General features: G+C 64.6%; 19 protein-coding genes and 1 tRNA gene. 13 read left to right on the plus strand and 7 right to left on the minus strand.

Annotated elements, in window-relative coordinates; all coding sequences use genetic code 11:
- The first annotated feature begins 1 nt into the window (after window position 1).
- Complete coding sequence (gene mutY, locus C4901_RS00110; protein ID WP_110135578.1) at window positions 2-1,015, plus strand: A/G-specific adenine glycosylase; 1,014 nt, start codon at window positions 2-4, stop codon at window positions 1,013-1,015.
- Window positions 1,012-1,287, plus strand: a complete 276-nt coding sequence (locus C4901_RS00115) for an oxidative damage protection protein (RefSeq protein ID WP_065970061.1) — start codon at window positions 1,012-1,014, stop codon at window positions 1,285-1,287. Before mutY ends, C4901_RS00115 begins: the two co-directional genes overlap by 4 nt.
- A 6-nt stretch (window positions 1,288-1,293) precedes the next feature.
- Here the strand turns inward: C4901_RS00115 and C4901_RS00120 are convergent, their stop codons facing one another.
- Window positions 1,294-2,019, minus strand: a complete 726-nt coding sequence (locus C4901_RS00120) for a dienelactone hydrolase family protein (RefSeq protein ID WP_168185444.1) — start codon at window positions 2,017-2,019, stop codon at window positions 1,294-1,296.
- A 51-nt stretch (window positions 2,020-2,070) separates the two neighbouring features.
- On the minus strand, window positions 2,071-3,444 hold the full coding sequence (locus C4901_RS00125) for a CUAEP/CCAEP-tail radical SAM (seleno)protein (RefSeq protein WP_205736102.1): 1,374 nt from the start codon (window positions 3,442-3,444) through the stop codon (window positions 2,071-2,073).
- 314 nt (window positions 3,445-3,758) lie between these two features.
- Here C4901_RS00125 and C4901_RS00130 point away from each other — a divergent pair.
- The 5 genes from C4901_RS00130 to C4901_RS00155 all read left to right on the plus strand — a co-directional run bounded on the left by C4901_RS00130 (window position 3,759) and on the right by C4901_RS00155 (window position 8,904).
- Window positions 3,759-3,834 (plus strand) — tRNA-Phe (locus C4901_RS00130).
- A gap of 269 nt (window positions 3,835-4,103) precedes the next feature.
- Window positions 4,104-4,382 carry a hypothetical protein gene (locus C4901_RS00135; RefSeq protein ID WP_145960561.1) on the plus strand — a complete coding sequence of 93 codons (279 nt, stop codon included), beginning with the start codon at window positions 4,104-4,106 and terminating at the stop codon, window positions 4,380-4,382.
- A 624-nt stretch (window positions 4,383-5,006) separates the two neighbouring features.
- On the plus strand, window positions 5,007-6,008 hold the full coding sequence (locus tag C4901_RS00145; protein ID WP_110135582.1) for an ISL3 family transposase: 1,002 nt from the start codon (window positions 5,007-5,009) through the stop codon (window positions 6,006-6,008).
- Between the two features lie 733 nt (window positions 6,009-6,741).
- Window positions 6,742-7,419, plus strand: coding sequence for a hypothetical protein (locus C4901_RS17195; RefSeq protein WP_145960562.1), 678 nt, complete (start codon window positions 6,742-6,744; stop codon window positions 7,417-7,419).
- Between the two features lie 114 nt (window positions 7,420-7,533).
- Entirely contained in the window at window positions 7,534-8,904 is a 1,371-nt protein-coding gene (locus C4901_RS00155) for an IS4 family transposase (RefSeq protein ID WP_110135584.1), read from the plus strand.
- Window positions 8,905-9,012: 108 nt separating this feature from the next.
- On the opposite strand, the gene C4901_RS00160 is transcribed toward C4901_RS00155, so the two are convergent.
- The 3 genes from C4901_RS00160 to C4901_RS00170 form a co-directional block, all read right to left on the minus strand.
- Entirely contained in the window at window positions 9,013-9,510 is a 498-nt protein-coding gene (locus tag C4901_RS00160) for a hypothetical protein (RefSeq protein WP_110135585.1), read from the minus strand.
- Window positions 9,511-11,315: 1,805 nt separating this feature from the next.
- Entirely contained in the window at window positions 11,316-12,986 is a 1,671-nt protein-coding gene (locus tag C4901_RS00165; protein ID WP_168185445.1) for an intermembrane transport protein PqiB, read from the minus strand.
- Entirely contained in the window at window positions 12,979-14,238 is a 1,260-nt protein-coding gene (locus C4901_RS00170; RefSeq protein WP_110135587.1) for a paraquat-inducible protein A, read from the minus strand. The genes C4901_RS00165 and C4901_RS00170 overlap by 8 nt, the downstream gene beginning before the upstream one ends.
- 417 nt (window positions 14,239-14,655) lie before the next feature.
- Between C4901_RS00170 and C4901_RS00175 the strand changes: the two genes are divergently transcribed.
- From C4901_RS00175 to C4901_RS00200, 6 genes are all read left to right on the plus strand, one after another.
- Window positions 14,656-15,564, plus strand: a complete 909-nt coding sequence (locus tag C4901_RS00175) for a COX aromatic rich motif-containing protein (protein WP_168185446.1) — start codon at window positions 14,656-14,658, stop codon at window positions 15,562-15,564.
- Between the two features lie 9 nt (window positions 15,565-15,573).
- Window positions 15,574-17,754, plus strand: coding sequence for a cbb3-type cytochrome c oxidase subunit I (locus tag C4901_RS00180; RefSeq protein ID WP_110135589.1), 2,181 nt, complete (start codon window positions 15,574-15,576; stop codon window positions 17,752-17,754).
- Window positions 17,751-18,377 (plus strand): cytochrome c oxidase subunit 3, encoded by a 627-nt coding sequence (locus tag C4901_RS00185; protein WP_110135590.1) that lies wholly within the window; start codon window positions 17,751-17,753, stop codon window positions 18,375-18,377. Before C4901_RS00180 ends, C4901_RS00185 begins: the two co-directional genes overlap by 4 nt.
- Complete coding sequence (locus tag C4901_RS00190) at window positions 18,374-18,727, plus strand: hypothetical protein (protein ID WP_110135591.1); 354 nt, start codon at window positions 18,374-18,376, stop codon at window positions 18,725-18,727. Before C4901_RS00185 ends, C4901_RS00190 begins: the two co-directional genes overlap by 4 nt.
- A gap of 298 nt (window positions 18,728-19,025) precedes the next feature.
- Window positions 19,026-19,757 (plus strand): glycerophosphodiester phosphodiesterase family protein, encoded by a 732-nt coding sequence (locus C4901_RS00195; protein WP_110135592.1) that lies wholly within the window; start codon window positions 19,026-19,028, stop codon window positions 19,755-19,757.
- Window positions 19,754-20,917 (plus strand): glycerol-3-phosphate dehydrogenase/oxidase, encoded by a 1,164-nt coding sequence (locus C4901_RS00200; protein ID WP_110135593.1) that lies wholly within the window; start codon window positions 19,754-19,756, stop codon window positions 20,915-20,917. The genes C4901_RS00195 and C4901_RS00200 overlap by 4 nt, the downstream gene beginning before the upstream one ends.
- Here the strand turns inward: C4901_RS00200 and C4901_RS00205 are convergent.
- Window positions 20,903-22,333 (minus strand): FGGY family carbohydrate kinase, encoded by a 1,431-nt coding sequence (locus C4901_RS00205; protein WP_168185447.1) that lies wholly within the window; start codon window positions 22,331-22,333, stop codon window positions 20,903-20,905. The genes C4901_RS00200 and C4901_RS00205 overlap by 15 nt on opposite strands.
- Window positions 22,334-22,364: 31 nt before the next feature.
- On the minus strand, window positions 22,365-22,796 hold the full coding sequence (locus C4901_RS00210; protein WP_110135595.1) for an HIT family protein: 432 nt from the start codon (window positions 22,794-22,796) through the stop codon (window positions 22,365-22,367).
- Between the last annotated feature and the right edge of the window lie 14 nt (window positions 22,797-22,810).

Here is a 22,810-nt window from a genome sequence, read left to right on the forward strand (position 1 = left end):
GATGGACGAGTTCGCGCTCAAGGTGCTTGCCTGGTATCGACGCCACGGGCGCCACGACCTCCCATGGCAGGTCCGCGACCCCTATGTACGCTGGCTTGCCGAAGTCATGCTCCAGCAGACCACGGTCACGGCCGTCATCCCTTATTTCCAGCGTTTCCTGACCGCGTTTCCGAGCGTGCGGGCACTGGCCGAGGCCTCCCAGGACGCGGTCCTTGCCCACTGGGCCGGTCTTGGCTATTACGCGCGGGCACGCAACCTCCACGCCGCCGCCCGCGTGCTCACCGAACACTACGGCAACGGATTCCCGCGCACCGCCGAGGCCTGGGCGGCCCTGCCCGGGGTGGGGCCGTCGACCGCCGCGGCGATCGTCGCCTTTGCCTTCGGGGTCCCCGCGCCCATACTCGATGCCAACGTGCGTCGCGTGCTGTCCCGTTACCATGCGGTCGGCGGACGAGACGCGCGCGCCCTGCGAACGCTTTGGGCGCACGCGCGTGATCACACCCCCGCGCACGAGGCCGCCGCCTATACCCAAGCGATCATGGACCTGGGGGCCTTGGTCTGCCGCAAGACCCCGGACTGCGCCGCCTGTCCGGTCGCCGCGGGCTGCGCCTTCGAGGGCGAGGACGCGCCGGTCACGCGACGCCCGCGCCCCGAGCGCGCGGTATTCATGGCGGTGATTCGTGATCCCGACCGCGGCGTCTTGCTGGTACGCAGGCCCTCCCATGGTGTCTGGGGCGGGCTCTGGAGTCTGCCGGAAAGTGTCGAACAACACGACCTCCCCGCAGTGGTCGCGGCCTTGGGCCTGGAAGGCCGGATGGGCGCGCCCTGCGCGCCCATCCACCACGCCTTTACCCACTTCCGGCTATCCATAACGCCGATCCCTGTCGAGGGGGTGTCCCGGGGGCTCGGCGTGGCGGAGTGCCACGACGTGATGTGGTATAAAGGAGGCGGGCTTGGCCCCGGGATGCCAGCCCCCATACGCCGCCTGCTCAACCAATTTCTGGAGGTGCCATGAGTCGAACCGTAGTGTGTGTGAAGCTCAAAAAAGAAGCGGAGGGCTTGGCCTATCCGACCTATCCGGGCGAACTGGGCAAGCGGATCTTCGAGAACGTCTCCAAGGAGGCCTGGGGGCAATGGCTCGGCCACCAGACCATGCTTATCAACGAGTATCGGCTGAGCCCGATGGATCCCAAGGCGCGCAAGTTTCTCGAAAAGGAGATGGAGGCGTATTTCTTTGGGGAGGGGTCGACGATCCCCGAGGGATACAAGCCCCCGGGGAGCAAGTAATCCCCCTTACGCACGCCCCTTCGCGAGGTTTGCCGTAAAGAAGTTATCCGTCATGCGCCAACCGATCTCGGTTGCGCGTGCCTCGGCCGGCCCGGTCTTGTCCATGAAGGCATGTCCGACATCGGGGAACACGCTCATGGTATAGCGCTTGTTGGCGCGGCTTAGGTCCTCGGCCACGCGCGCATGCTCATCGGGCGCTATCGAGGCATCCTTGGCCCCATAGCAAAGCAGCAAGGGGGCCTGAAGCCGCGGGACGCCGCCCAAGACCGAGGTTCGTCCGAGTTTGTCGTTGGGGTTATCTATGCCGCCCCCATAGAAGCAGATGGTGGCGCGGATGTCCTGCGGGTAACGGGTCGCGGCCAGAAAGGCCAGGCGCCCGCCATTGCAAAATCCCATGACCCCCAGCCTATCGGCCACCACGTCCTTGCGCGTCTTAAAAAGGCCGAGGGCGCGCCCGAAGGCATCCATGACTCCTTCGTCGCCCACAACCTTGAGCCTCGCAACCGCCCCCTGAAGGTCCGATGGCTCAAAAAGCGCGCCATCATAAAAATCGAGCACGAAGGCGGCGAAGCCGAGCCCCGCGAGCTTCTCGCACGCAAGCCGCATATGGTCGTTGACGCCCCATATCTCCATGAACACAATCACGAGCGGTGCGGGTTCGCCCGCCGGCTTCACAAGGTAGCCCCGTACGCCGGATTCATCCAGATAGGCCGCGGATTTTTGATTGTCCATAGCGTTTCTCCTTCGGAAAAGATGGCTCATTGAACATCACGCGCCCTTGCGCTATGCGCCGACCGCGCACCGCGCAAGCTGTGCCGTGGTCGGCTCCGCGCAGCAGTACCAGGGCTCGGATAATCGCGGGCTCTCGGGACCCGCGCAGTCCGTCGCCAGCACGGGGGCCTCGCGCCCGGCCGCCTCGTGCGCCAGCCGCCACAAACCGGCAAAGGTCTCCCACCGCCCCCCGCCCTCGCCGTCGGCCTGCTCCACCCACGCCTGGACGCGGGCCTGCAAGGCATCGACGCGCGGGTCCGGATTGGCCCAGGGGTAGCCCAGGATCGCCTCGGCGAATGGCTGAAGACGCTCGCGAAAGCCCGGGATGCGCAGGAGATACGAATCCTCGGGGATGAGCAGGCGGATCGCCAGCTGAATGGGTGCCACGCTATTGATGAGCCCCAGATCCCGCACGCGCGTCAGCAGGTTCACATAATCGTCCAGGGTCGTCCATGGCGTGAACGGCACGAAGGTCGGGGCGAGTGTAATCCCGGCGGCGCGCACCAGGGCCACGGCCTGGCCGATGTCCTCCCCTGTGTGCCCCTTGTCGAGGTGACGCAACACCGCGTCATCGAACGATTCCGCGGCGCTCGTGATGAACAGGCAGCCGTACTCGCGTAGCCGCGGCAAGAGATCGCGATGAGTCAGGATATGCGAGATCTTGATCGTGGCATCGAAGGTCACGTGTGGCCAACGATCATGCAGGATCGCTAGCAGGCGCAGGGCATGGGTGGGCCCATTCAGGAAATCCGGGTCGCCGAAGGAAAGATGGGTGGCCCCCTGCGCGATCTGCTGTTTCGCATCGGCGATCACCACGTCCCGCGGGATCGCCCGAAATCGGCCTTCATAGACCGGGACCAGCGGGCAGTGACGGCAGAGATACTTGCAGCCGCGCGAGGCCTCCACGAAGCCCACGGTCTTGCGCTCGCCGCCCGGCAGTCTGAGATGCGCATAGCGCGCCAGAGGCGGCAGGCCCGTGCGATCCGGGACCATGAACCCAACCCTCGGAAAGCCCTCCCCCGGCTTGTCGCCCGCGATCAGCGCGAGCAGGTCGTTCTCGAATTCCGGGCCCAGGACCACGTCGACGCCGAGACCCTCCAGAAGGGTCCGGTTCGGCGGGGCATAGACGCCGTAACAGACGATGCGAGCCGCCCCGGCCTTGCGTCGTAGCTCCGGCAGCAGGCCCATCGCAATGCGCGTGGCGGTATGCATGCCCAGCGTGACCCCGATGACCTGGAAGCCGTCGAGGCCGGCCCTGGGAAGCGCGGCGAGCGACAAATCGACCAGAACCACCTCGTGGCCGCGCGCGCGCAGCAACGCCGCGGGGTGGGCCAGCGAGTGGGGTTGACGGCCAAGCTCGTAGGGGCTGATCAAAAGCACTTTCATGCCCCCATGATACGGCAAACCCGTGCCCTTGTCGGCCCGTCGCCCGGGTACATGGCCAGCGGGCTCGCAAGCCACGCCCCCCGCCGGCGCAGCGGTTGACCATGGGCCCGGTCCCCTCACGGCCGCCGGCCGTGGCGGCATGGTCGCGCCCGCGTATGCCGGTTGGTGCCCAGCATCCGGCCCAGGTGCACCCGAATTTGGAAATTCTTACACCGCCCCCGGGTATCGGGGATCTATCACCTCGCGTTGAGAATTACGGCACCGTCGCGCGGCGGCTTGACGTGGCCTGAGCGAGCCGCTTTAATGCGCGCTTCGCCCAGGTAGCTCAGTCGGTAGAGCAGAGGACTGAAAATCCTCGTGTCGGTGGTTCGATTCCGCCCCTGGGCACCAAGTCAACCCGATGGCTATGGCGCCTTTTTCTAGCCTCTCACCCAGCCCCTCACGCGCTTGCTGTCCCTGCAGGGCACGCATACTATCTACATAGACCGGGGTTCTAGCGCCTTTAACCTTGAAGGGCGCTCGCGGACCGTTTGGCTCCGGCGCATGATGACGCTTGGGGTTTCGGGGGCGGAGACCAGATCGTGGGCAAGAGGCAAGGGAACAGGCCAGACAGGCGTGTGGTGTCAATCGGATCGCTCTCCACTCAGGAGATCGAGGGGTTGATCGTGCGCATGCGCTATGTGGGAAGCGCCGTCCATAAGCTGTCTCCAGGTGACTATGGCTTCATCCCCTCATGCAGCCCCCGACCCTCAAAATCATCCTGTGACGAGATTCGCACCATTCTGAAAGGCGAGGCCACGGAGCTTTTCCGGCAAGGCATCGCGGCCGGGATGGTGAGCAAGATCGACGACGGTGGCGTGCCAAAATATGGCTCTATCCGACTTTCCCCACGGTATCGACTTGATAATCAGGCAGGGCTGATGGGTGTGGCGGCGTAAACGGGCCAGGGTGGGATAGGCGTTAGGTGGGGTGATATCTGTCGGGGCGGCTCTATCCGACTTTCCCCACGGTATCGACTTGATAATCAGGCAGGGCTGATGGGTGTGGCGGCGTAAACGGGCCAGGGTGGGATAGGCGTTAGGTGGGGTGATATCTGTCGGGGCGTACAAGGGCTTGCAATGGAGGGTAAACACAGGTCTCCTCTCAGTTGTTGACCAGTCATCGACAAAGAGAGGAAACCCAGAGCCGCCTGACGTTGCTGGCGAAAATACACCGCCTGAAAGACCTAAAAATCACCGCCTTCTCATTCCAACAACGCGATACGGAACGCCATCTCTGGGTCAAGCCCTTCAAAAACGGTTGCCGCTGCCCAGTGTGTGAGCGCCGCTGCCCAATCGTGCGCCAGGCCCAGGAGGCCCGATCCTGGGAGGACGTAGCGATCTTGGGCCGCAAGACCCTGTTCTGGTATGCCCCCAAGGAGATCCTCTGCCCGACCCATGGGCTCGTGCAGGAGAAAATCCCCTGGGCCGCCCCTTATGCCCGCATCACCTATCGCCTGGAGTTTCGGATCTGCGCGCTCTGCCAGATCATGACGCAAAAGGCTCTGCCCGACCCATGGGCTCGTGCAGGAGAAAATCCCCTGGGCCGCCCCTTATGCCCGCATCACCTATCGCCTGGAGTTTCGGATCTGCGCGCTCTGCCAGATCATGACGCAAAAGGCAGCGGCCGCCATACTGAAGATGGCCCCATCGACGCTCTCTAACTGTCTGCACCGGGTCATCACCCGGGTGCGCACGGGCCACACGATCCGGGGCTTGGTGACCCTCGGAGCCGATGAGATCGCGTATTGCAAAGGCCGGAAATATGCCACGATCATCTATGATTTGGACCGTTCGCACGTCGTGTGGGTGGGTCAGGGCAAGGGGCGCGAGACCATCGACCGGTTCTTCAACGAACAGTTATCGGATGGCCAGAAGCAGCGCATTCGCTGGGCGAGTTGCGACATGAGCCGCGCCTACACTGGGGCCATTCAACACCACTGCCCGAACGCCACCCTCGTGATCGATCGCTTTCATGTGGTGAAGGCCTTGAACGAGGCGCTCGATGCCGTCCGGAAAGACGAGTGGCGGGGACTGGATAAGCGGGGGCGTCAGGCCATCAAGGGGCTGCGGTGGATGCTCGGGATGCAGGCGCGGAATCGCTCCAAGAAACAGTCGCGCTTCTTAAACGCGCTACGCACCTCCAACCGGCGCATCCATCGCGCCTGGCATTGCCGGCCGCATGGCCGGGTCTTGAAGGATGAGTTCGAGCGCATCTGGCATTTCACATATCCCGGTGCGGCGAGGCAGTTCTTGAAGCGCTGGATGACGGCCGCCCTCAGAAGCCGCTTACCCTCGCTGAAGACCTTTGTGACCACCGTACGGAACCACTTCGACAATATCCTCTCCTTCATTGAACGCCCGCTCACCAATGCCGTGGGCGAAGGCATCAACCGTCTACTCAAGATCGTGAAGAACCGGGCCTCGGGATTCCGCGGTTTGGAGCCCTTCGCTGACCTGATCTTCCTTACGATCGGAGACCTCGATATCCCTGCGCACATTCCTTCCGATTTGCGTACGCTGTGAGGGCAGAGGAAAACACTATGAGGCTAGGGAATCTGCGGGTTTTATTGGTGGGGAGATCCGGATATAGCCCAAAATATGTCTGGGCGGTAGACGAACACGGCGAGGTTTACGAGGCGAAGACTAAACCCGAGAGAGCCGAGAGAGGGGCGGATTATCACGGTTATCGCGTCGGGGACGATGAGCGGGACATGCGCCGCTACATTCTTGATGAGTGGGGGCGGCGATGCCCGAAGAACTAGCCATTACTTTGTCACCGGAGCGCCTAGACGAGGGCTCACCGGAAGAGCGGGCCTGCTTTGGCCTGCTCACGATTCGCGCCGACGGGGTTAATCTAACCGAAGGCTTCGATTCATGGATAAACGGTTATCGCCCCGGCCCGCTCGTCTCAGGGTATCACGCCGCGGAATGGCTCGCGTGGAACTGGTGGCGTCTTCGGTGGGAACCCCAATCGAGTTCGCCAACTTGGTGGCGGGCGCACAAGATGGTGTCGATTGGCGAGGGGTATATCTGGCCGAACCTCACCATATTTTCAGACGGGCTGCGAACCGCGCTCATCTCACGCCCATCTTCCCGACCGAATGCCAGGCCATTTCGTTACGTTGGGACAGACCCTTGTATCTTGGCGTCCTCCAGGCTCGAGGCGGCGATCGACGCATTCGTCCCCCAGGTCCTCGCGCGACTACGCGACAGCGGGATTTCGGAAACCAACCTTGATCGCGTATGGGAGGATCTCTTGGCGGAACGCGCCAACCCAGGCGTCGCCCTGCGCCGGAGGCTTGAGGCTCTCCTCGGCGCTGATCCCGATGAGGCTACGCCCGAGACGATCGAGCAACTTGTTCGTGATGCTGACGTCCTAGGCAAGAATTCGATCAGCGAACTCGCGGCCGACATTCCATCGGGCGGCGTCGTCTGGGGCGCCGACGCTCTCCGCGAGGTCGCTCGATCTCGGGGATTCGACGGATTCCAGGATATTTCCGGCCTGGCACCCGGGACCCTGCCGCAGGCGGGCGCAAACAGTCCGGCGTGGCTCCTGGGTGCGCGCGTGGCGAAGACTCTCCGCGCGCAACTCGGCCTTGGTGCCACCCCCATTTCGAATAAAAAGCTGGCTGACTTGGCGAGCGTCTCGGAGCGCGCCCTGCTTGCCGATGTCCGTGATCCCGACCTATCTTTCGTGTTGGACGATGAGCAGAGCGGCTGCCGCCTAGTGCTGCGTCCTAAGCGGCTTCCAGGGCGAAGGTTCGATCTCGCCCGCTTACTTGGAGACCGGCTCATGAATCCCGGTTCGGAAAAGCTTTTCCTTGCAACCCGCTCACGCACCTTTCGGCAAAAGGCGCAGCGGTCGTTCGCGGCAGAGCTCCTTGCGCCCTTTGAAGAGGTCAGTGTCCTGTTAAAGGGAATGGCACTTACTTAAGCCGCAGCGACTTGAGCGCGCGGGGCTAAGCGTTTGAAAGTTATGAGGTAGGTTGACCGGGATTGGTACGATGTCTGTTACCAGGCATCCACCGGACCAACCCCGAGGCCAACCTTGAGAGAGCGTAATGCCAAGTTTCATTCCAAGCAACATCGACAGCAGATTAGCCGACGCGCACAGCGGGTCGATGCGGTCGGCTTTTTCAACCTCCTTACCGGCCCTGAGTTGCTCAAAGTGACGGAGGCGCACCTGCCGGAGCATCGCGAGCGGCTGTACCCGCCGACGGTGGCGCTGTCAATGTTCATGCGCCAGGCGCTGGATGCCGATGGCTCGTGCCAGAAGGCGGTCAACGGCTGGGCGGCGCAACGCCGCGCCGAGGGCTTGAGCGTCCAGAGCGTCCGAACAGGCGCCTACTGCAAGGCACGGGAACGCTTGCCGGTGCCCATGGTGACCGGCCTGACGCAGGCCGTCGGTGAACTCATAAGCGCGCGGGCGAAGGCGGGTTGGCGCTGGCGCGGACGGCACGTGAAGCTCGTGGACGGCACCGGGATCTCGATGCCCGATACGCCGGAGAACCAGGCCTGCTATCCGCAGCCGAGCAGCCAGGCCGCGGGGGTCGGCTTTCCATTGGCGCGTGTCGTGGGGGTGATTTGTCTCGCGACCGGCGCCGTGATCGATGCGGCGATCGGCCCGCAGGCCGGCAAAGGCAACAGCGAGTTGGGGCTTTTGCGCACGCTCGGCGCCGCCTTCTCCCCGGGCGATGTGATGCTCGCCGATGCGCTCTACTGCAACTACTTCTTGGTCGCGACCATGCTGGCAGCCGGTGTGGACGTGCTGTTTGAACAGAACGGCGCGCGCCATACGGACTTTCGGCGTGGCGTCTCGCTTGGGGCCCGCGATCACCTCGTCCGCTGGACGAAATCGAAGACCCGGCCCGAGTGGATGAGCGCAGAGCAATACGCGGAATTTCCCGACGCATTGACGGTACGGGAAGTCATGGTGGACGGCCAAATCCTGGTCACTACGCTGCTCAATCCGCGCCAGGTCAGAAAAAACGCCCTCGACCGGTTGTACGCGCAACGCTGGAACGTGGAGCTGGACCTGCGCAACATCAAAACCACGCTCGGCGTCGACGTCCTGCGCTGCCTCACGCCGCGGATGGTCGAGAAGGAGCTGTGGGTGCATCTGCTCGCCTACAACCTGATCCGTCTGCTGATGGCGCAAGCGGCACTCGATGCCAGCGTTCATCCGCGGCAACTGAGTTTCAAGCATACCGTGCAGTTGTGGACCGAATGGACCACGCACCGTGTCGATCTGGGCGCTGATCCGGACACCTTGTTCCGGCTCATCGCACAACTCACCGTCGGCAATCGGCCCGGACGAATCGAACCACGGGCGCGAAAACGAAGGCCCAAGCCTTATCCCTGGCTGAAAATGCCTCGCGCCGAGGCCCGTGAACAAGTACGCAGATATGGGCATTTGTAGTGCTACGGGCTTAAGTAAGTGCCATTCCTGTTAAAGGGGGATTACTCGGAAGAAAACCGCGAAGACGTAGCGGCGCACTTCCAGGTCTCCGAGCGGACAATCCACACGTTATTGGTCAATCATCGTCGAATAGAGCGCGATGACCTCGAGGACCCCCTTGAGGCGGCAGCCACATAGGCAACCGCTGCCCGTAGACTGCGTCGTTCCAGAAAAAACACAAGGGATCGTAAGCGGCGGGCCCCTTTGGGATGAGAGGCAAGGCTGCCGAATGGGCGAAGGGCGCGCGCCTTGTGGGCCTTCAATACGGCCGGCCTCAACATCATGGCTGACACCACCTTTCCCGAAGGGCGGGCCGCCATGTTCTAACGGGGCGACGACGCGGAAGCGAAGCAACTCGTCGCACGGCCCGCGGGCGAGCCTGGCTTCGAGGCGCTCGATGCCGGACTGATCGCGCAATGCCGGGTGCTCGAACCGGTCGGGATGCTGTGGAACTCGCTGACGACGAAACACGGCCACGAGATGGGTTTCAAGCTCATACGGCGAGGCGCGGCCGGGAGCCAAGGATCGCTTGACCTTAAGGAACAGCCTATCGATGCAAGCGATCATTTTCGAACAACTCCCGCACGCAGAAATTGGTGGCTTTGGAAGGCGAGTAGCAACGTTGATCTCATGACTGACCGTCTCACATACAAGAGGGCGCGCCCGATAGCGCGCTTGCGTTCCACCCTCTCTACAATAGCCCCGTCGTCAGCGTCCGGGTTTATCGCTGCCGGGCATGTCGCGGCGGCCCGGCCGCGGAGGAATAGTCCGACGGCAACACCATTGTCCTGATGCGACGCGACGCCTTCGCCAAGCACATAGGGCGAAAAAGCCACCGCCGGCGTCAATCAAGCGATGTTCTTCTCGAAGGCGTCCGTCTACCGGATCAGCCACCCGGCGGATTCCGGCGATCGAGGCTCGGTCTTCACGCTTTCGCCCCACGCGTGGAACGCCATCGTCCGCGAAATCGACCCCAGGATCGACGACCGTCCCGACCGACCGTTCCCATTCGTAACTGGTCCATATGCGGCTCCAGCATTTTCTGGTGGCGCCACGCAATCGCGCAACGGCTGGAGGCCGCCGAATCCCGCCCCTTCAGTCCGCTTCGGGCCGAGGCAACCGTCTTGCGCCTTGTCGCCGACGTGCTCGAATCCGTATTCGTGAAACACGGTCAACTGCCCGGGTGTGCGAAGCACCATCACCGCCGACCACGCAGATCGCACGGAGGCAGCCAAGCCCTACCTCGCCCGCCGGCTTCGATGGTGTCGCCGGTGCCGTGCACGCCTCGCCCTTTCATTTCGCCCGCATTTTCCAGTGGCAGACCGGCGTCCAGTGCATCGCTACCGGGCCCATTTACGCCTTGGAAGCTCCCTGCAATGGCTGGCCGAGGCGCGGACGACCTGGCAGCGGTTGCCCTCGAGCTTGGCTTTTCCCGCCACAGCCCCTTCGCTGACACTTTCCGCCGCGAGCTTGGCTGCACCCCCTCCGGTGTCCGCCGGAAGGCCGGCCACCACCTGTTTCGCAAACTGAGCAAGAATCTGGAAGTCTGACTTTCCAGGTCAGGCTAGTCTGCCTTCATGAACCGGGCGCGGCGGGGGGGGGTGACCGATCCGGGCTCGAAACGAAGGGGACGAAATCATGATCAACCACGTGTCGATCGGCTTCGTGATCTTGCCCGCGCAAAGCACTTTTACGACGCCGTCCTGAAACCACCAGGATATACGTGCCTCAGCCAAGGTGAGGGCTCGCTGGGCTATGGCCGCGATCGGGTCGCGTTTTGGCTTACCGTCGCGAACATCCAGTCCCGGACGACGAGAAGTCCGCCTGTATTTCGGCTTTACCGCGCCGACGCGCAAGGATACCGAGGTCGCCGCGGGGGGCGGGGTTTATGGAGTGGTTGGTCACCTTGCTGGCGCTGTGGCAGGTCCAACAGACGTTCCGGCGCAAGATCTGCCCCGTTAGTGCCGTGTCACGGTATGGAACAGGGGGGTGCATGAACTACTCCCGCCAACCTTGCGGCATGGCGAGAGTGGTTCATCACCGTATCCTTTCGCATGCTTTCCGTGATGGTGTTGCATGCCTCGCCATAATCGGCCAGAGCTTCCGCCAGCGTCTTGTCTGCGAGGCGCTTGCGCCTCATCTCGGCCACAGGGTCGCCGCCCGACGCAATGTCCCCGCATGATACAGACTCCGGTGATGCGCGTGACCCAAGCCGCGTCGCTCCAAGACCCGGCCGGAACGCGTGGCAAAAAGCGGAAAAACGCGCCGCCCGACGCGCCTTCACGACAGGGCGCCGGCTCGGACGGCGGAGGGCTGTGCGTGCACGAGAAGGCGCGCCTTGGCTCACGAAAAGAGCCCCGTTCCCTGGGGCCTCATCCGCCCTTCCCCACGATCAGCGCATTCGGATGCTCATCCAGATAATCGGCCAGGGTGCGTAGCGAGCGCGCCGCCTCGCTCACCTGCCGTAATGCGGCGGGAAGCGAACTGGTGTCAGGGCCGGGGTTCGCGAGGCCTTCACCCATGATTCCCTGCAGGCCTGCCACGGCCTTCTGCGCGGCGTGCGCGGCTTTGCGCACCCGCTTCAAGATGGTCGGCAGGTCGTGATGGGCGCTCTTGCTTATGGCGTGGATGTTGGCCAGCGTCTTGTCGAGATCTTCGAGGGCCTTTTTGGTCTTCTGCGAACGGCTTAGCGCCGCGATACGGCTGGTCGCCGTGCGTATGTTCCCGGCGATGGCGGACAGTGGCAGGGCCCGGATCTTTACCAGGATCGCGCTGACTTGGCGGGTGATGTCCGTGATGCTGCCCGCCGCCACCGCCGGGATGGTGGGAGGATGGCCGGCCTCGAGGGTGGCGGGCTTGGCCCCAGGGACCCGGCTCAGGACGATACCGGGGGCGCCGATGAGCGGCGTGCTCCGGGCGCGCTCGGCGCGCAGGCCATGGGCGATCAGGGTCCGCAGCATGGCATCCACCTGTCCGCGGAGTGGCGCGTGCGCGCGGCGCGCAGAGGTGAGACCAAGGAGTCGCGGGTCTAGGGCAACCCGTACGTGCGTCATTAGCCGTCCGCGTCGTCCGTCGTAGACCATATGTACCGCCGTCACCGAGCCCACGCGCGCCCCCTCGAGTGTGACCGGCGCCCAGCGCTTGAGCCCATGCGGGCCACCCGACAAGGTCAGCTGATAGCGTACCGCGATCGGCGACGGGGCGTCGCGGGCGTCTCCCTGGCTCTTATAGAGCGTAAAGCGTGTGCCGCTTCGTACCCCGTGACCCTGCGCGGGGGTCATGAACGCCACCGCGCCCGATATCAGCGCCGGCAGCGATTGCAGCTCGATGCCCGGGCCGCTTCCCCCAAGCGCGACATGCAGGGCGCTCGCATCCCAGAACTTGGTCGTGGTCTGTACGAGTTGCTGATAGGGCGCCCGGACAAAGATGTAGACATGAAACCTCCCCCTCCTCTTCGGTAACCGGTAGCCGAGTACCGCGCCTACCTTCATGTGCCTGTAGTACACCTTGGAGCCCCGCGCGATGTTCCCGAGGTGCCTTGTCAGCAGCACGAAGGTCTCGCCCTGGTGCCGATGCTTCAAGATCGGGGGCTTGGCGGCCCCCACGAACTTATGCCAGGTCTTGCCCTTCACCGGGTCGATGTCGATGTAGGGTCCGGTTATGACGGTCTTCAGGGACGAAAGGCTCGTTGCCTGAAAGGAATTGCCCACGATCCAGAACTTGGTGTCGCGCGCGAGATAGCCCTCCATGTCGGAATTGAACCGGATGTCGACCTTCATCTGGTCGCGGATGGGGTAAATGCGGACTTCGCTGACGTGACCTACGACCGCCCCGCGATACTTGACCTTGGTGTGCTGCGTCTTGATGCCGCCCACCAGGGGAAACGTCACATGGACCTCGGGCCCGTTATGGACGAACGCCCTGATGCCGATCCATGCCACCACCAGCAGGGCGCCGATGGGGACCGCCCATACAAGCCCGGGCCAGCGGCCGGGACGGAAGTGCGCCTCGTGGGGATGTCTGTCGCCGCCCCCGTCAGTCACTCGCCGCCCCCGTCGCCTGCCACATCGCGCGCGGATCAAACAGGTCGGTCGCGATCATGGTCAAGACCACCACCGCCAGAAACGCCGGCAAGGCCCACCCCACGCTCACTGCCAGAAAACCCCGCAGGTGCATGAGCGGCAGAAATACCACCACCGTGAATACGTCGATGTGGGACCATCGCCCGATCACGACGATCAGGCGATAGAGGCGCGTCTTCAGCCGCAGGTGTCTCTGCGAGCGGGTATGGATGGAGATCGCAAACCACGCCAGCGCGAACAACTTCAAAAACGGGACCACGATGCTCGCCACGAATACGACACCGGCGAAGAACAGGAAGTGGGCGTCGACGAGCTTCATGACGCCGGTCATGATGGAATAGGGATGCAGGCTGTCGAGCCGGTCATTGGCCTCCATGGGGTAGAGGTAGGCAATTGGGTAGAAGATGAGTCCGGCTACGGTAAAGGCCAGGGAACGGGCCACCGTGGCCGGCCGGCTGCGAAACACCGCCCCCCCGCAGCGTGGACAGTCCGCCCCGTCATAACGCCCCGGCAGGGCCGCATCGCAGTGTTGGCACCCCACCATCCCAGGCTCCGGCCGGGCCGCGCTCGGGCCGATCAGGCGCCAAGTCGCGCGCCGTTCGAAGGCCGCGCGCGTGGCCATGGCAAACAGCGAGGCGGCCACCAGGCAGTAGGCCCCGGCGCCGATGTGGGTCGGCAGAAACGGCGCGATGCGACTGTAGCCGATGAACCCTCCGAACAGAAAGACATCCGGCATCGCCCACTGGTCGATCGTCTCGATCCAGCGTAGCGCCCGTCCCACCGCCGGTCCTCGCACGCCCGCGCGCAAAAGCGCGAGGATCACCGCGAGCCCGCCATAGCGCACAAAAGGCAGGATCACGATTTCCATGGCCACAACGATGGCCGTCACCGGCCAATCCTGGTGCCACAAGACGGCGATGCCCGAGGCGAGCACGCTGCTCCTGTGCGCCCCCACGATCGTGACCGAGAGCAGCGTAAGGATATTGGCCGGCCATAGCAGGATGAAGGTCGTAAGCGCGCAGGCCAGCGCCGCGTCCAGCGAGCGCCCGCGCATGCGTTCGAGCGGGGTCCCGCAGCGGTAGCAGTGGAGAAACCCGTGGGTGCTGAACGCCTTCAGCGTCTGGATGGCGCCGCAGTCGGGACACGCGACAGCGCCGCGCGGGGGATTGACGACGGCGTCCCGTGACCCCCTGAACCAAGTGCCGATCTGCACGGGCGCCTCCTCGCGTGGCCAGGCCCCGACGTCGTCCCGTCCCTTGTCCTCATGCGTCCCCCTGCCCGCGGATTATCGGGAGCGGCCGCCAGACGGGTCAATCCGCCGCAGGGGTCCCCCCGGAGCGGACCCCGGCTTGGTGCCCCTGACGGCCGCGCATCGCGCCCGCTTACGCACAGCCTGTGCGGGCCCGCCCGGGGGCCCCTTAAGGCGGTGTCACACGGGCCAGGCGTGACGCCGTGCGAACGGCGGATGGCCGAATCGGTGCGCCGGCCTCGATAATCCGTCCAACGCAACGGGAGCGACGACATGCCTGCCCGACCCTGGTCTTGCCCACGCCTCTGGTTGATACCGCTTGGCCTATGCCTCGCCGGCTGTCAAAGCCGATCGGTTTGGCTGTTTCATCCGCGCGGCGCGGTGGCGGCCACCGAGTTTCATTACACGCTCATCGATTTTGCGATCATGATGCTGATCGTAGGGCCGCTGCTCGTGGCCACCGCCATCATCCTCATGAAGTACCGAAAGGGGCGCCAGGCGCGCTACGACCCACACTTCAAGAGATCCCCGATCCTGGAAGTGCTCATGTGGAGTGTTCCCATAGTTACCGTGGGAGTCCTTACGTATTTCTCGTATCAGGCGGTGTTTCTCGCCGACCCCTACAATCCGACCGCTATCCCCCGCTATCTTGCCGGGCACGACAAGCCCGCGCCCACCGCCGGTCGCTCCAGCCATTTCGCCCCCTATCCGGGACCCAAGGGAACGGTGCAGCGCGGACCGGAGCTGCAAGTCGACGTCATAACCACCGACTGGCAATGGGTATTCATCTACCCGCGCCGCGGGCTTGCCACTGTCGACCGCCTCGTCGTTCCGGTCAACACCCCCGTCCATTTCCGTCTGACGTCCACCACCGTGGTCAATGACTTCTTCATCCCGCAACTCGTGGGCGAGATCGATATCATGCCGGGCATGCGCACCAAGCTCGCGATGATCGCCGCCCGCACCGGCTACTATCGCGGCTACTCAGCCAACTTCAGCGGCGGCGGCTTTTCCTGGATGGGCTTTGCCACCATGGTGGTATCGCCCGAGGCCTTTCGCGCCTGGGCCCACAAAGTGGCCCAGGCCCCCGCGCACCTGACCTACGCCGCATTCAACAAGATTGCCAAGCCCACGATCAATCTTGTGGAAAAGCCGATGTACTTCTCGCACCCCCAAAAACGTCTCTTCGACCACGTGATTCACCGGATCCTCATGGGCCGCGTCTACAGGACGCCGCTGCGCATGACCGAAAACATGTCAAAGCCGCTTATCATCAAGGTCATCCACTGAGGAGGCGCCATGTTCGTCCACCTCCAGGGCTCCTGGAACCCGATCTACGGCCGGCTCTCGCTGCATGAGATCCCGTTTAAGACCCAGATCATCCAGGGCGCATTCTTTTTTGTCATCCTGGCCGGTCTGGCGGTGATCATACCGATCACCTACTACCGCAAGTGGCGATATCTCTGGGAAGAGTGGCTGACGAGCCTGGATCACAAAAAGATCGGGGTCATGTATATCGTCCTCGGCCTCGTCATGCTGTTCCGGGGTTTCATAGACGCGGTGATGATACGCACCCAGCAGGTCATGGCCATAGGCCCGCACTCGACCGGCTATCTTGGCGCCCTGCACGGATATTTGCCGCCCTATCATTTCGATCAGATCTACAGCTCGCACGGCACGATCATGATCCTGTTTGCGATCACGCCCATACTCACGGGGCTTATGACGATCATGGTGCCGTTGCAGATCGGTGCCCGTGACATGGCCTTCCCCTATCTCAATGCCCTCACCTTTTATCTGACCGCCGCGGGCGCCGCCCTGGTCATGATCTCGCTCTTCGTGGGCGATTTTTCGCACGCCGGATGGGTGGGCCTCATGCCGCTCACCGAGCTCCCGTACAGTCCCGACGTCGGGACCGATTACTGGTTATGGGCAGTAGAGCTCTCCGGTCTTGGCAGTACACTGAGCTCGGCCAACTTCATCGCCACGATCATCAAGATGCGCGCCCCTGGCATGGGCTGGAATGAAGTGCCGATCTTCAGCTGGACTGCCTTGAGCGCGAGCGTCATCGGCATCAGCGCCTTTCCGGTCCTGGCCTCCGCGCTCCTCATGCTGGCGCTCGATCGCAACCTCGGGACGCATTTCTTCACGGCGTCTTTTGGGGGAGATCTCATGATGTACACGGACTTCTTCTGGATCTGGGGCCATCCGGAGGTCTACTTCGTGGTGCTGCCGGCCTTTGGGATCATCTCCGAGGTGGTCCCGACCTTCGCCGAGAAGGCGCTGTTCGGCTATACATCCATGGCGGTTGCGGCGCTCGCCATAGCCGGTCTTTCGTGGATGGTCTGGCTGCACCATTTCTTCACGATGGGGGCGGGTCCGGGCGTCAATCTCTTCTATGGTGCGGCGACCATGATGGTGGGCGTGCCCACCGGGGTCAAGGCCTTCAATTGGGCCCTTACCCTCTATCGCGGCCGATTGCGTTTCGATACCGCGATGCTCTGGTGCCTGGGCGCCTACGTCCTGCTGCTCGTAGGCGGGCTTTCCGGGATCATGCTGGCCATGCCGGCCATAGACTATTCGGTCCATAACAGCACCTTTCTGATCGCCCACTTCCACTCGTTCATGTTGCTCATCACGTTCGCGGCCATATCCGGCTACCTGTTCTGGTTTCCCAAGGTCTTCGGGTTCCATCTCGATGAAAATACCGGGCGCAAGGCCTTCTGGTTCTTCTCCGCCGGCACCCTCACGGTCTTCGGGTCGTTGTACGCCCTGGGCTTCATGGGCATGACGCGCCGCCTCGACTACATCCCCTTCGTCCAGTGGCGGCCACCCCTGATTGCCGCCGAGGTCGGCATCTTCTTTTATTGCGTCGCCGCCTACTATCTCTTGAAGCAACTCTATGTCGGCCTGCGCGATCGCAGGAAGAACCGCGCCGGCGCCGACCCGTGGGCGACGACGCGCAGCCTGGAATGGCTGACGTGGTCCCCCATCCCGGCCTACAACTACCCGGTCCTGCCCGTGATTCACGGGCGTGACGAATGGGCGTGGCGGCGCGAGCACGGCCTCGCGGACCGTGTTCCGGATCATTATTTCGACATCGTCATGCCCAAGAACACCCCCGTGCCCCTGATCCTTGGGGCGCTCAGCTTCGCGCTGGGCTTCGGGCTCGTGTGGCGTATCTGGTGGCTGTGTGCCGCAACCCTGTTTGCCATCATGGCGGTCGTGATCGCGCGGTCATTCAACAACGACACGGAGCATACGCTGCCGGCATCGCTGGTCGCCCGGCTCGAGGGGGGCGAAGGCGGACGAGCGGACGCACCGGGCTCCGAGAACCCCTATCCGAGCCCCATGCCGGTGCCATTTTTTGCGAGGATGCCGATGTCCGGCGTGCGCCGCCCGGCATCCTGGAAGCCGGCCCGGCCCGTGCGTCCAGGTGGATTATCACCCGCCCCGTCCGATAGGGGCGCGCGCCCATGAGCGCCGTAGGTCGCGCGCAGGCCCCGGAGCTCTGGGATCGCAAGGACGTCCATCATGACAAGATAGGGGCCCACACCCTCGGATTTTGGCTCTATATTCTGAGCGATTCCATGATGTACGCCACGCTCTTTAGCGCCTGCCTCGTTCTTGGGCATCGCATGAACGCCGCCGGCGGCCCCATGGGGGCCTCGGTGCTCCATCCGCTGACCGCCTACTGGGAGACCTTGCTGATCCTGGCGAGCGTGCTGGCCTTGGGCCTTGCCATGGGCGCCTTGAAGCGCGGACGCAAGGGCGCGCTGCTCGCGTGGATGGCGGTGGCCTTCGTGCTCGGCGCGGGCTTCGCCGCCCTGAGCGTGCATGCCACACTCGACCTTATAGCAAAGGGCATAACGCCGGAGCGGAGCGGTTATCTGTCGGCCGATTTCGCGCTCATCCTCTATCACGCCATTCATATCGGGCTGGGGCTCATCTGGTTTCCCGTCATGATGGTCCAGGTCGCGATGTTCGGTTTCCATCCCAACGTCGTCTATCGCCTCTTGAACCTGAAACTCTTCTGGTTTTTCCAGGGCTTCATGTGGGTATTGGTGTTCAGCTTCACCTATCTGCGGGGGATACTGATATGAGCTCATTCGAAGAGGCGCCGCTGTCCCACCCCGAGGTGCGCGCCATCGACACCCGCCATTACCTCGGCGGCTTCGCGGTGACCGTGGTCCTGCTCACAATCGCGTTTCTGGCGGTGGTCCGTCACGCCTGGGCGATACCGGGTCTGTCCATCGTGATCGCCGCTACCGGTGGGCTGGCGGCGATCGGGCAATTGATCCTCGTCCTGCAATTGACGCTGGCACCCTCGCAACGGTGGTTCACGGCCTGCTTTATCCTCTATATCCCGCTCTACATCCTGACCATCGGGCTCACCGCGTGGATGTTCGCGACCCTCTATACGCGCACCATGATGCCCCAGCTCATGTCATAGCCAAAGGGCCCGTAGGGCAGGCGGCGAGAGGTTTCGCCTCACGCCATGCCGGTTCGGGCAAGGGGGCGCAAGGGGCCGGTTAAGCGGCGGACTATCCCCACAGCTATGGCGCGCGATATCCTTGCCGTAAAGTGTGCCGCAGGGGTGATCGGGCCCGCGGGGCCACCCGCGATGCCCTCGGGCGCGCCTTTCAGACGGGCGGGAACACCGACCCGTTGAAGGGCGGGTGCGATACGGTGTAGCGTACGGCACGCCCGCGGTCGCATGCCTTGGGCGTTACCTTTTTCATCGAGGCCTCATGCTCGAACTGGTCGCCCACCGTGGCTATGCCCGACGCTTTCCTGAAAACACCCTCGCGGCCCTCGAGGGCGCGGTCGCCGCAGGGGCCCGCTATGTCGAGGTCGACGTGCAGTTGACCGCCGACGCCGTGCCGGTCCTGTTTCATGATCGTGACTGCCGGCGCCTGTGGGGCCTGCCGGGTGCCATCGATGACTACGATCTGGCGCAGACCGCGGCCTTCGCCCTGGCGTGGCCCGAGGGGTGCGGGGATGCGCGCGCGCCGGTCCCCCTGGCGCGGGTCGCCGATCTCGCCCGGTTTCTCGCCGCCCACCCGGCGGTCACGGCCTTTGTCGAGATCAAGCGCGAGGCCGTCCAGCGCTTCGGGGCGACGCCCGTGGTCCAGGCGGTGCATGGGCTTCTAGGGCCGGTGCTCGCCCAGACTGTACTTATCTCGTTTTCCCGACAGGCGCTCGTGGCCGCCCGTGCGCTGTGGCCTACGATCGGTCTTGTCACTAGGCGCTACCGCGACTTTCGCGCGCGCGGCACGGCGGCACTCGCGCCCGAGTATCACTTCTGTGACGCGCGCGGCCTGCCGCGGCGTGGGCCGCTCGGCCACCCGGGCACGACCCTCGTGGTCTACGAGATCGACGATGCCCAAGAGGCCCGCGCCCTGGAGGCGCGCGGCGTGCGCTTTATCGAGACCTTCGCCGTCGCGGAGCTTGCCATGGCTTTAAAGGATGCCGGTGCGTGAACGCCCGCTATGAGGTGGTGATCGTCGGGGGCGGCATACATGGCGCAGGTGTCGCGCAGGCGGCCGCCGTGCGCGGCTATCGTGCCCTGCTCCTGGAGCAACACACGCTCGCGGCCGGGACATCGAGCCGGTCCTCGAAGCTCATTCATGGGGGATTGCGCTATCTCGAGTCCGGCGATATCCGGCTCGTGCACGAATCGCTGCGCGAACGCGAGATCCTGCTCGGCATCGCCCCCGGGCTCGTCGAGCGCAGGGCCTTCCATATCCCCATCTACCGCACCTCGCGGCGCGGCGCGCAACATGTCCACATGGGCCTTTTGCTCTATCGTCTGCTTGCGCGCGGCGGGGCCGGGGGATTTGCGCGCATCCCGTCCCGCGACTGGGGTTCCCTGGACGGGCTCGAGACCGCGGGGCTCAAGGCGGTGTTTCGGTATATGGACGCGCAGACCGATGACATCGCCCTGACCCATGCCGTGGCGCGATCGGCCGAGGCCTTCGGGGCCGAGATCCGTACCGGCGCGCGCTTCATAGGCGCGGAGCGCGCCGGGGCCGGCTATGAGTGTCGCTATGTCCATGATGGTGTCGTGAGCTCGTGTCACACCGACGTGCTCGTCAATGCCGCCGGCCCATGGGCGGCGCAGACCTTGAGTCGTATCCTGCCCGGGCCTCCGCGGTTGCCGCACGACCTGGTCGCTGGCACGCACATCATCACCGATGGCTCCCTGACCCAGGGGTGCTACTACATCGAGGCGCCCGCCGACCATCGCGCGGTGTTCGTGTTGCCCTGGCGTGGGCGGATATTGACGGGCACGACCGAGCGGCTTTATATCGGCGACCCGGCGCTCGTGGCGCCCACCCCCGGTGAGATCGCCTACCTGCAGGAGGCCCTGGCGGCGTATTTTCCGGGGTTGTCCACGGAGGTCGTGGACAGTTTTGCGGGCCTGCGGGTGTTGCCCAAGACGGAAAGCGGCCTTAGCGCGCGCTCGCGCGAGACGGTGCTGCTCGCCGATGCCCCCGTGCCCCGCCTCATCAGCATCTTCGGCGGCAAGCTCACCGGTTATCGCCACACCGCGGAGCGCGTCATGGATCGCTTCAAGGCGGTCCTGCCGGAACGTGTCGCGCAGGCCGATACCCGCCGCCTCGCGCTACCCGTCGACTGACGCCGGCATGAGCGCGCGCCAGCGCTCGCGCCGCTCCCGCAGGGGCTCGTTTGCGGTCGCGTGGAACACACTCCCCGCCCCTGCCGGCCAATCGCCCGGGCAGCCGGCGGCCAGGAACGCCAGGCCGCGGGCCGTGGCCTCGTATTCGGCGGGGCGGTGGACCATGACCCCGCTGACGTCGGCAAGCGCCTGACAGAGCCCGTCGGATGCCGCCAGGCCGCCCGTGACCACCAGCGCCGCGCAAGGGCCGGCCGCCGCGCACAGCGCCTCGATGTTCTCCTGCATCAGGAACACCACGCTCTCGATGATCGCCGCCGCCTTCGCCGCCCTCGTTCCGTCGCCCTCGAAGCGTACCGGCGCATCCGGCCGCCAGTAGGGGGAGCCGAGCCCGCCCACCGCGTTCAGAAACAGCGGACGCGGGTCGCGATCCGCCAGGAGGCGGTCGCAGTCCCCCGCCAGCCCCGGGTAGGCGAGCACCTCGCTGCCCCATGCCAGCGCCGCGCCGGCGCCGTTGACGGTCCCCTCGAGCACATCCAGATCCTGTCCCGCGCCGCGCGTCGCCGCGCTCCACAAGAGCCGTCCCGGGTCAGTCGGTCCCCGTTCAAGGGGGCGCTGAAGGAACGCCCCCGTGCCGATATTGATGTAGATGGTGTCGGTTCGCGGCACGCCCTCGCAATAGAGCGCGGCCGCCTGATCGCCGGTGAGAATGGTAAGCGGTACGAAGGCCCCGCCCGCGGGTACGGCGCCGAACGGGTGGCAGGTCGGCATGCACGTCGGCAGGGTCTCCCACGAGATCCCGAAGACGTCCAGAAGCTCGGGGTCCCAATCCTGTCGCTCGCGCCCCCAGAGCAGGGTGCGCGCGGCATTCGCTGGATCCACGACCAGCGCCCGCGGCGTCAGGGTGCGAAACGCGAGGAAACTGGCCAAGGGACCCATGGCCAGATGCCCGGCCTTGAACGCCGCCTTGACCGCCGGCAGATGGTCCAAGCACCAGCGCATCTTGGGCGCGCCGTAATGAGGGGATAGCCGCAGTCCGGTCCGTTTCGCGATGAGCGGCGCGCGGTCCTCGTAGGCGGGCATGAGCGCGCTCGCGCGCCGGTCCTGCCAACTCAATACCGGCGACAGGGCCGCCCCGGTGCGTGTATCCCAGCACACCGTGCTCGAGCGTTGCGTGGCGAGGCCGGCGGCGGCGATGCGCAGGCGCGCCTCTGTCCCCACGGCCCCCAACACCTGCGCTATGGCCGCTTGCAGGGATTCCGCGAGCTCCTCGGCATCTTGTTCCACGGCCGTGGCATCCGGGCACGACTGCCCGACCGCGACGCGGCCGCGCGCCACGGCGGTCCCCGACGGGTCGAACAGCACCGCGCGCGTCGATTGCCCTCCCTGGTCCAGGGTGAGGTATAGCGGCTCCTGCACGAGGCCCCTGCTCCCTTTAAACCCTGAGGAATTATAGGCGGGATTTCGGGGGTTGCCCGAGGACCTCGCAAAGCGCCCCCCGCAACAGTTCATCGCTCAGGAGGTGTTCCGCCCCGGGGCGGCGCGCCGCGGCCCATATGGCGTCCGGAAAGTAGGCGTCATCCTCATAGCGCGGGATGACATGCCAGTGCAGGTGGGGCACGAGGTTTCCAAGCGACGCCAGGTTCATCTTCACGGGCCGCCCATGCCGCCTCATGGCCGCCTCGACGGCGAATACGGTGTCCATGAACGCGCAACGTTCCGTTGGGCCGAGGTCGCTCATCTCGCGGACGTGATTCCGCCACACCACCCGACAGATTGTCCCGACCCCTGCGGCCTGGGCCGAGACCACGAGGCAGTCCTTATTCGCCCACAACCCACTCTTTTCGTCGAGGTCGCAGAGCGGACAGCAGGCATCGATCATGGCCTGAGGCTAGC

It is taken from the genome of Acidiferrobacter sp. SPIII_3 (genome assembly GCF_003184265.1).
Lineage (GTDB): Bacteria > Pseudomonadota > Gammaproteobacteria > Acidiferrobacterales > Acidiferrobacteraceae > Acidiferrobacter.

What these genes read in the sequence shown, in the direction of transcription:
- mutY (WP_110135578.1), top strand. Translation starts at nt 2, where the DNA reads ATGGACGAGTTCGCGCTCAAGGTGCTTGCCTGGTATCGACGCCACGGG.
- C4901_RS00115 (WP_065970061.1), top strand. Translation starts at nt 1,012, where the DNA reads ATGAGTCGAACCGTAGTGTGTGTGAAGCTCAAAAAAGAAGCGGAGGGC.
- C4901_RS00120 (WP_168185444.1), bottom strand. Translation starts at nt 2,019, where the DNA reads ATGGACAATCAAAAATCCGCGGCCTATCTGGATGAATCCGGCGTACGG.
- C4901_RS00125 (WP_205736102.1), bottom strand. Translation starts at nt 3,444, where the DNA reads ATGAAAGTGCTTTTGATCAGCCCCTACGAGCTTGGCCGTCAACCCCAC.
- C4901_RS00160 (WP_110135585.1), bottom strand. Translation starts at nt 9,510, where the DNA reads ATGATCGCTTGCATCGATAGGCTGTTCCTTAAGGTCAAGCGATCCTTG.
- C4901_RS00180 (WP_110135589.1), top strand. Translation starts at nt 15,574, where the DNA reads ATGTTCGTCCACCTCCAGGGCTCCTGGAACCCGATCTACGGCCGGCTC.
- C4901_RS00185 (WP_110135590.1), top strand. Translation starts at nt 17,751, where the DNA reads ATGAGCGCCGTAGGTCGCGCGCAGGCCCCGGAGCTCTGGGATCGCAAG.
- C4901_RS00190 (WP_110135591.1), top strand. Translation starts at nt 18,374, where the DNA reads ATGAGCTCATTCGAAGAGGCGCCGCTGTCCCACCCCGAGGTGCGCGCC.
- C4901_RS00195 (WP_110135592.1), top strand. Translation starts at nt 19,026, where the DNA reads ATGCTCGAACTGGTCGCCCACCGTGGCTATGCCCGACGCTTTCCTGAA.
- C4901_RS00210 (WP_110135595.1), bottom strand. Translation starts at nt 22,796, where the DNA reads ATGATCGATGCCTGCTGTCCGCTCTGCGACCTCGACGAAAAGAGTGGG.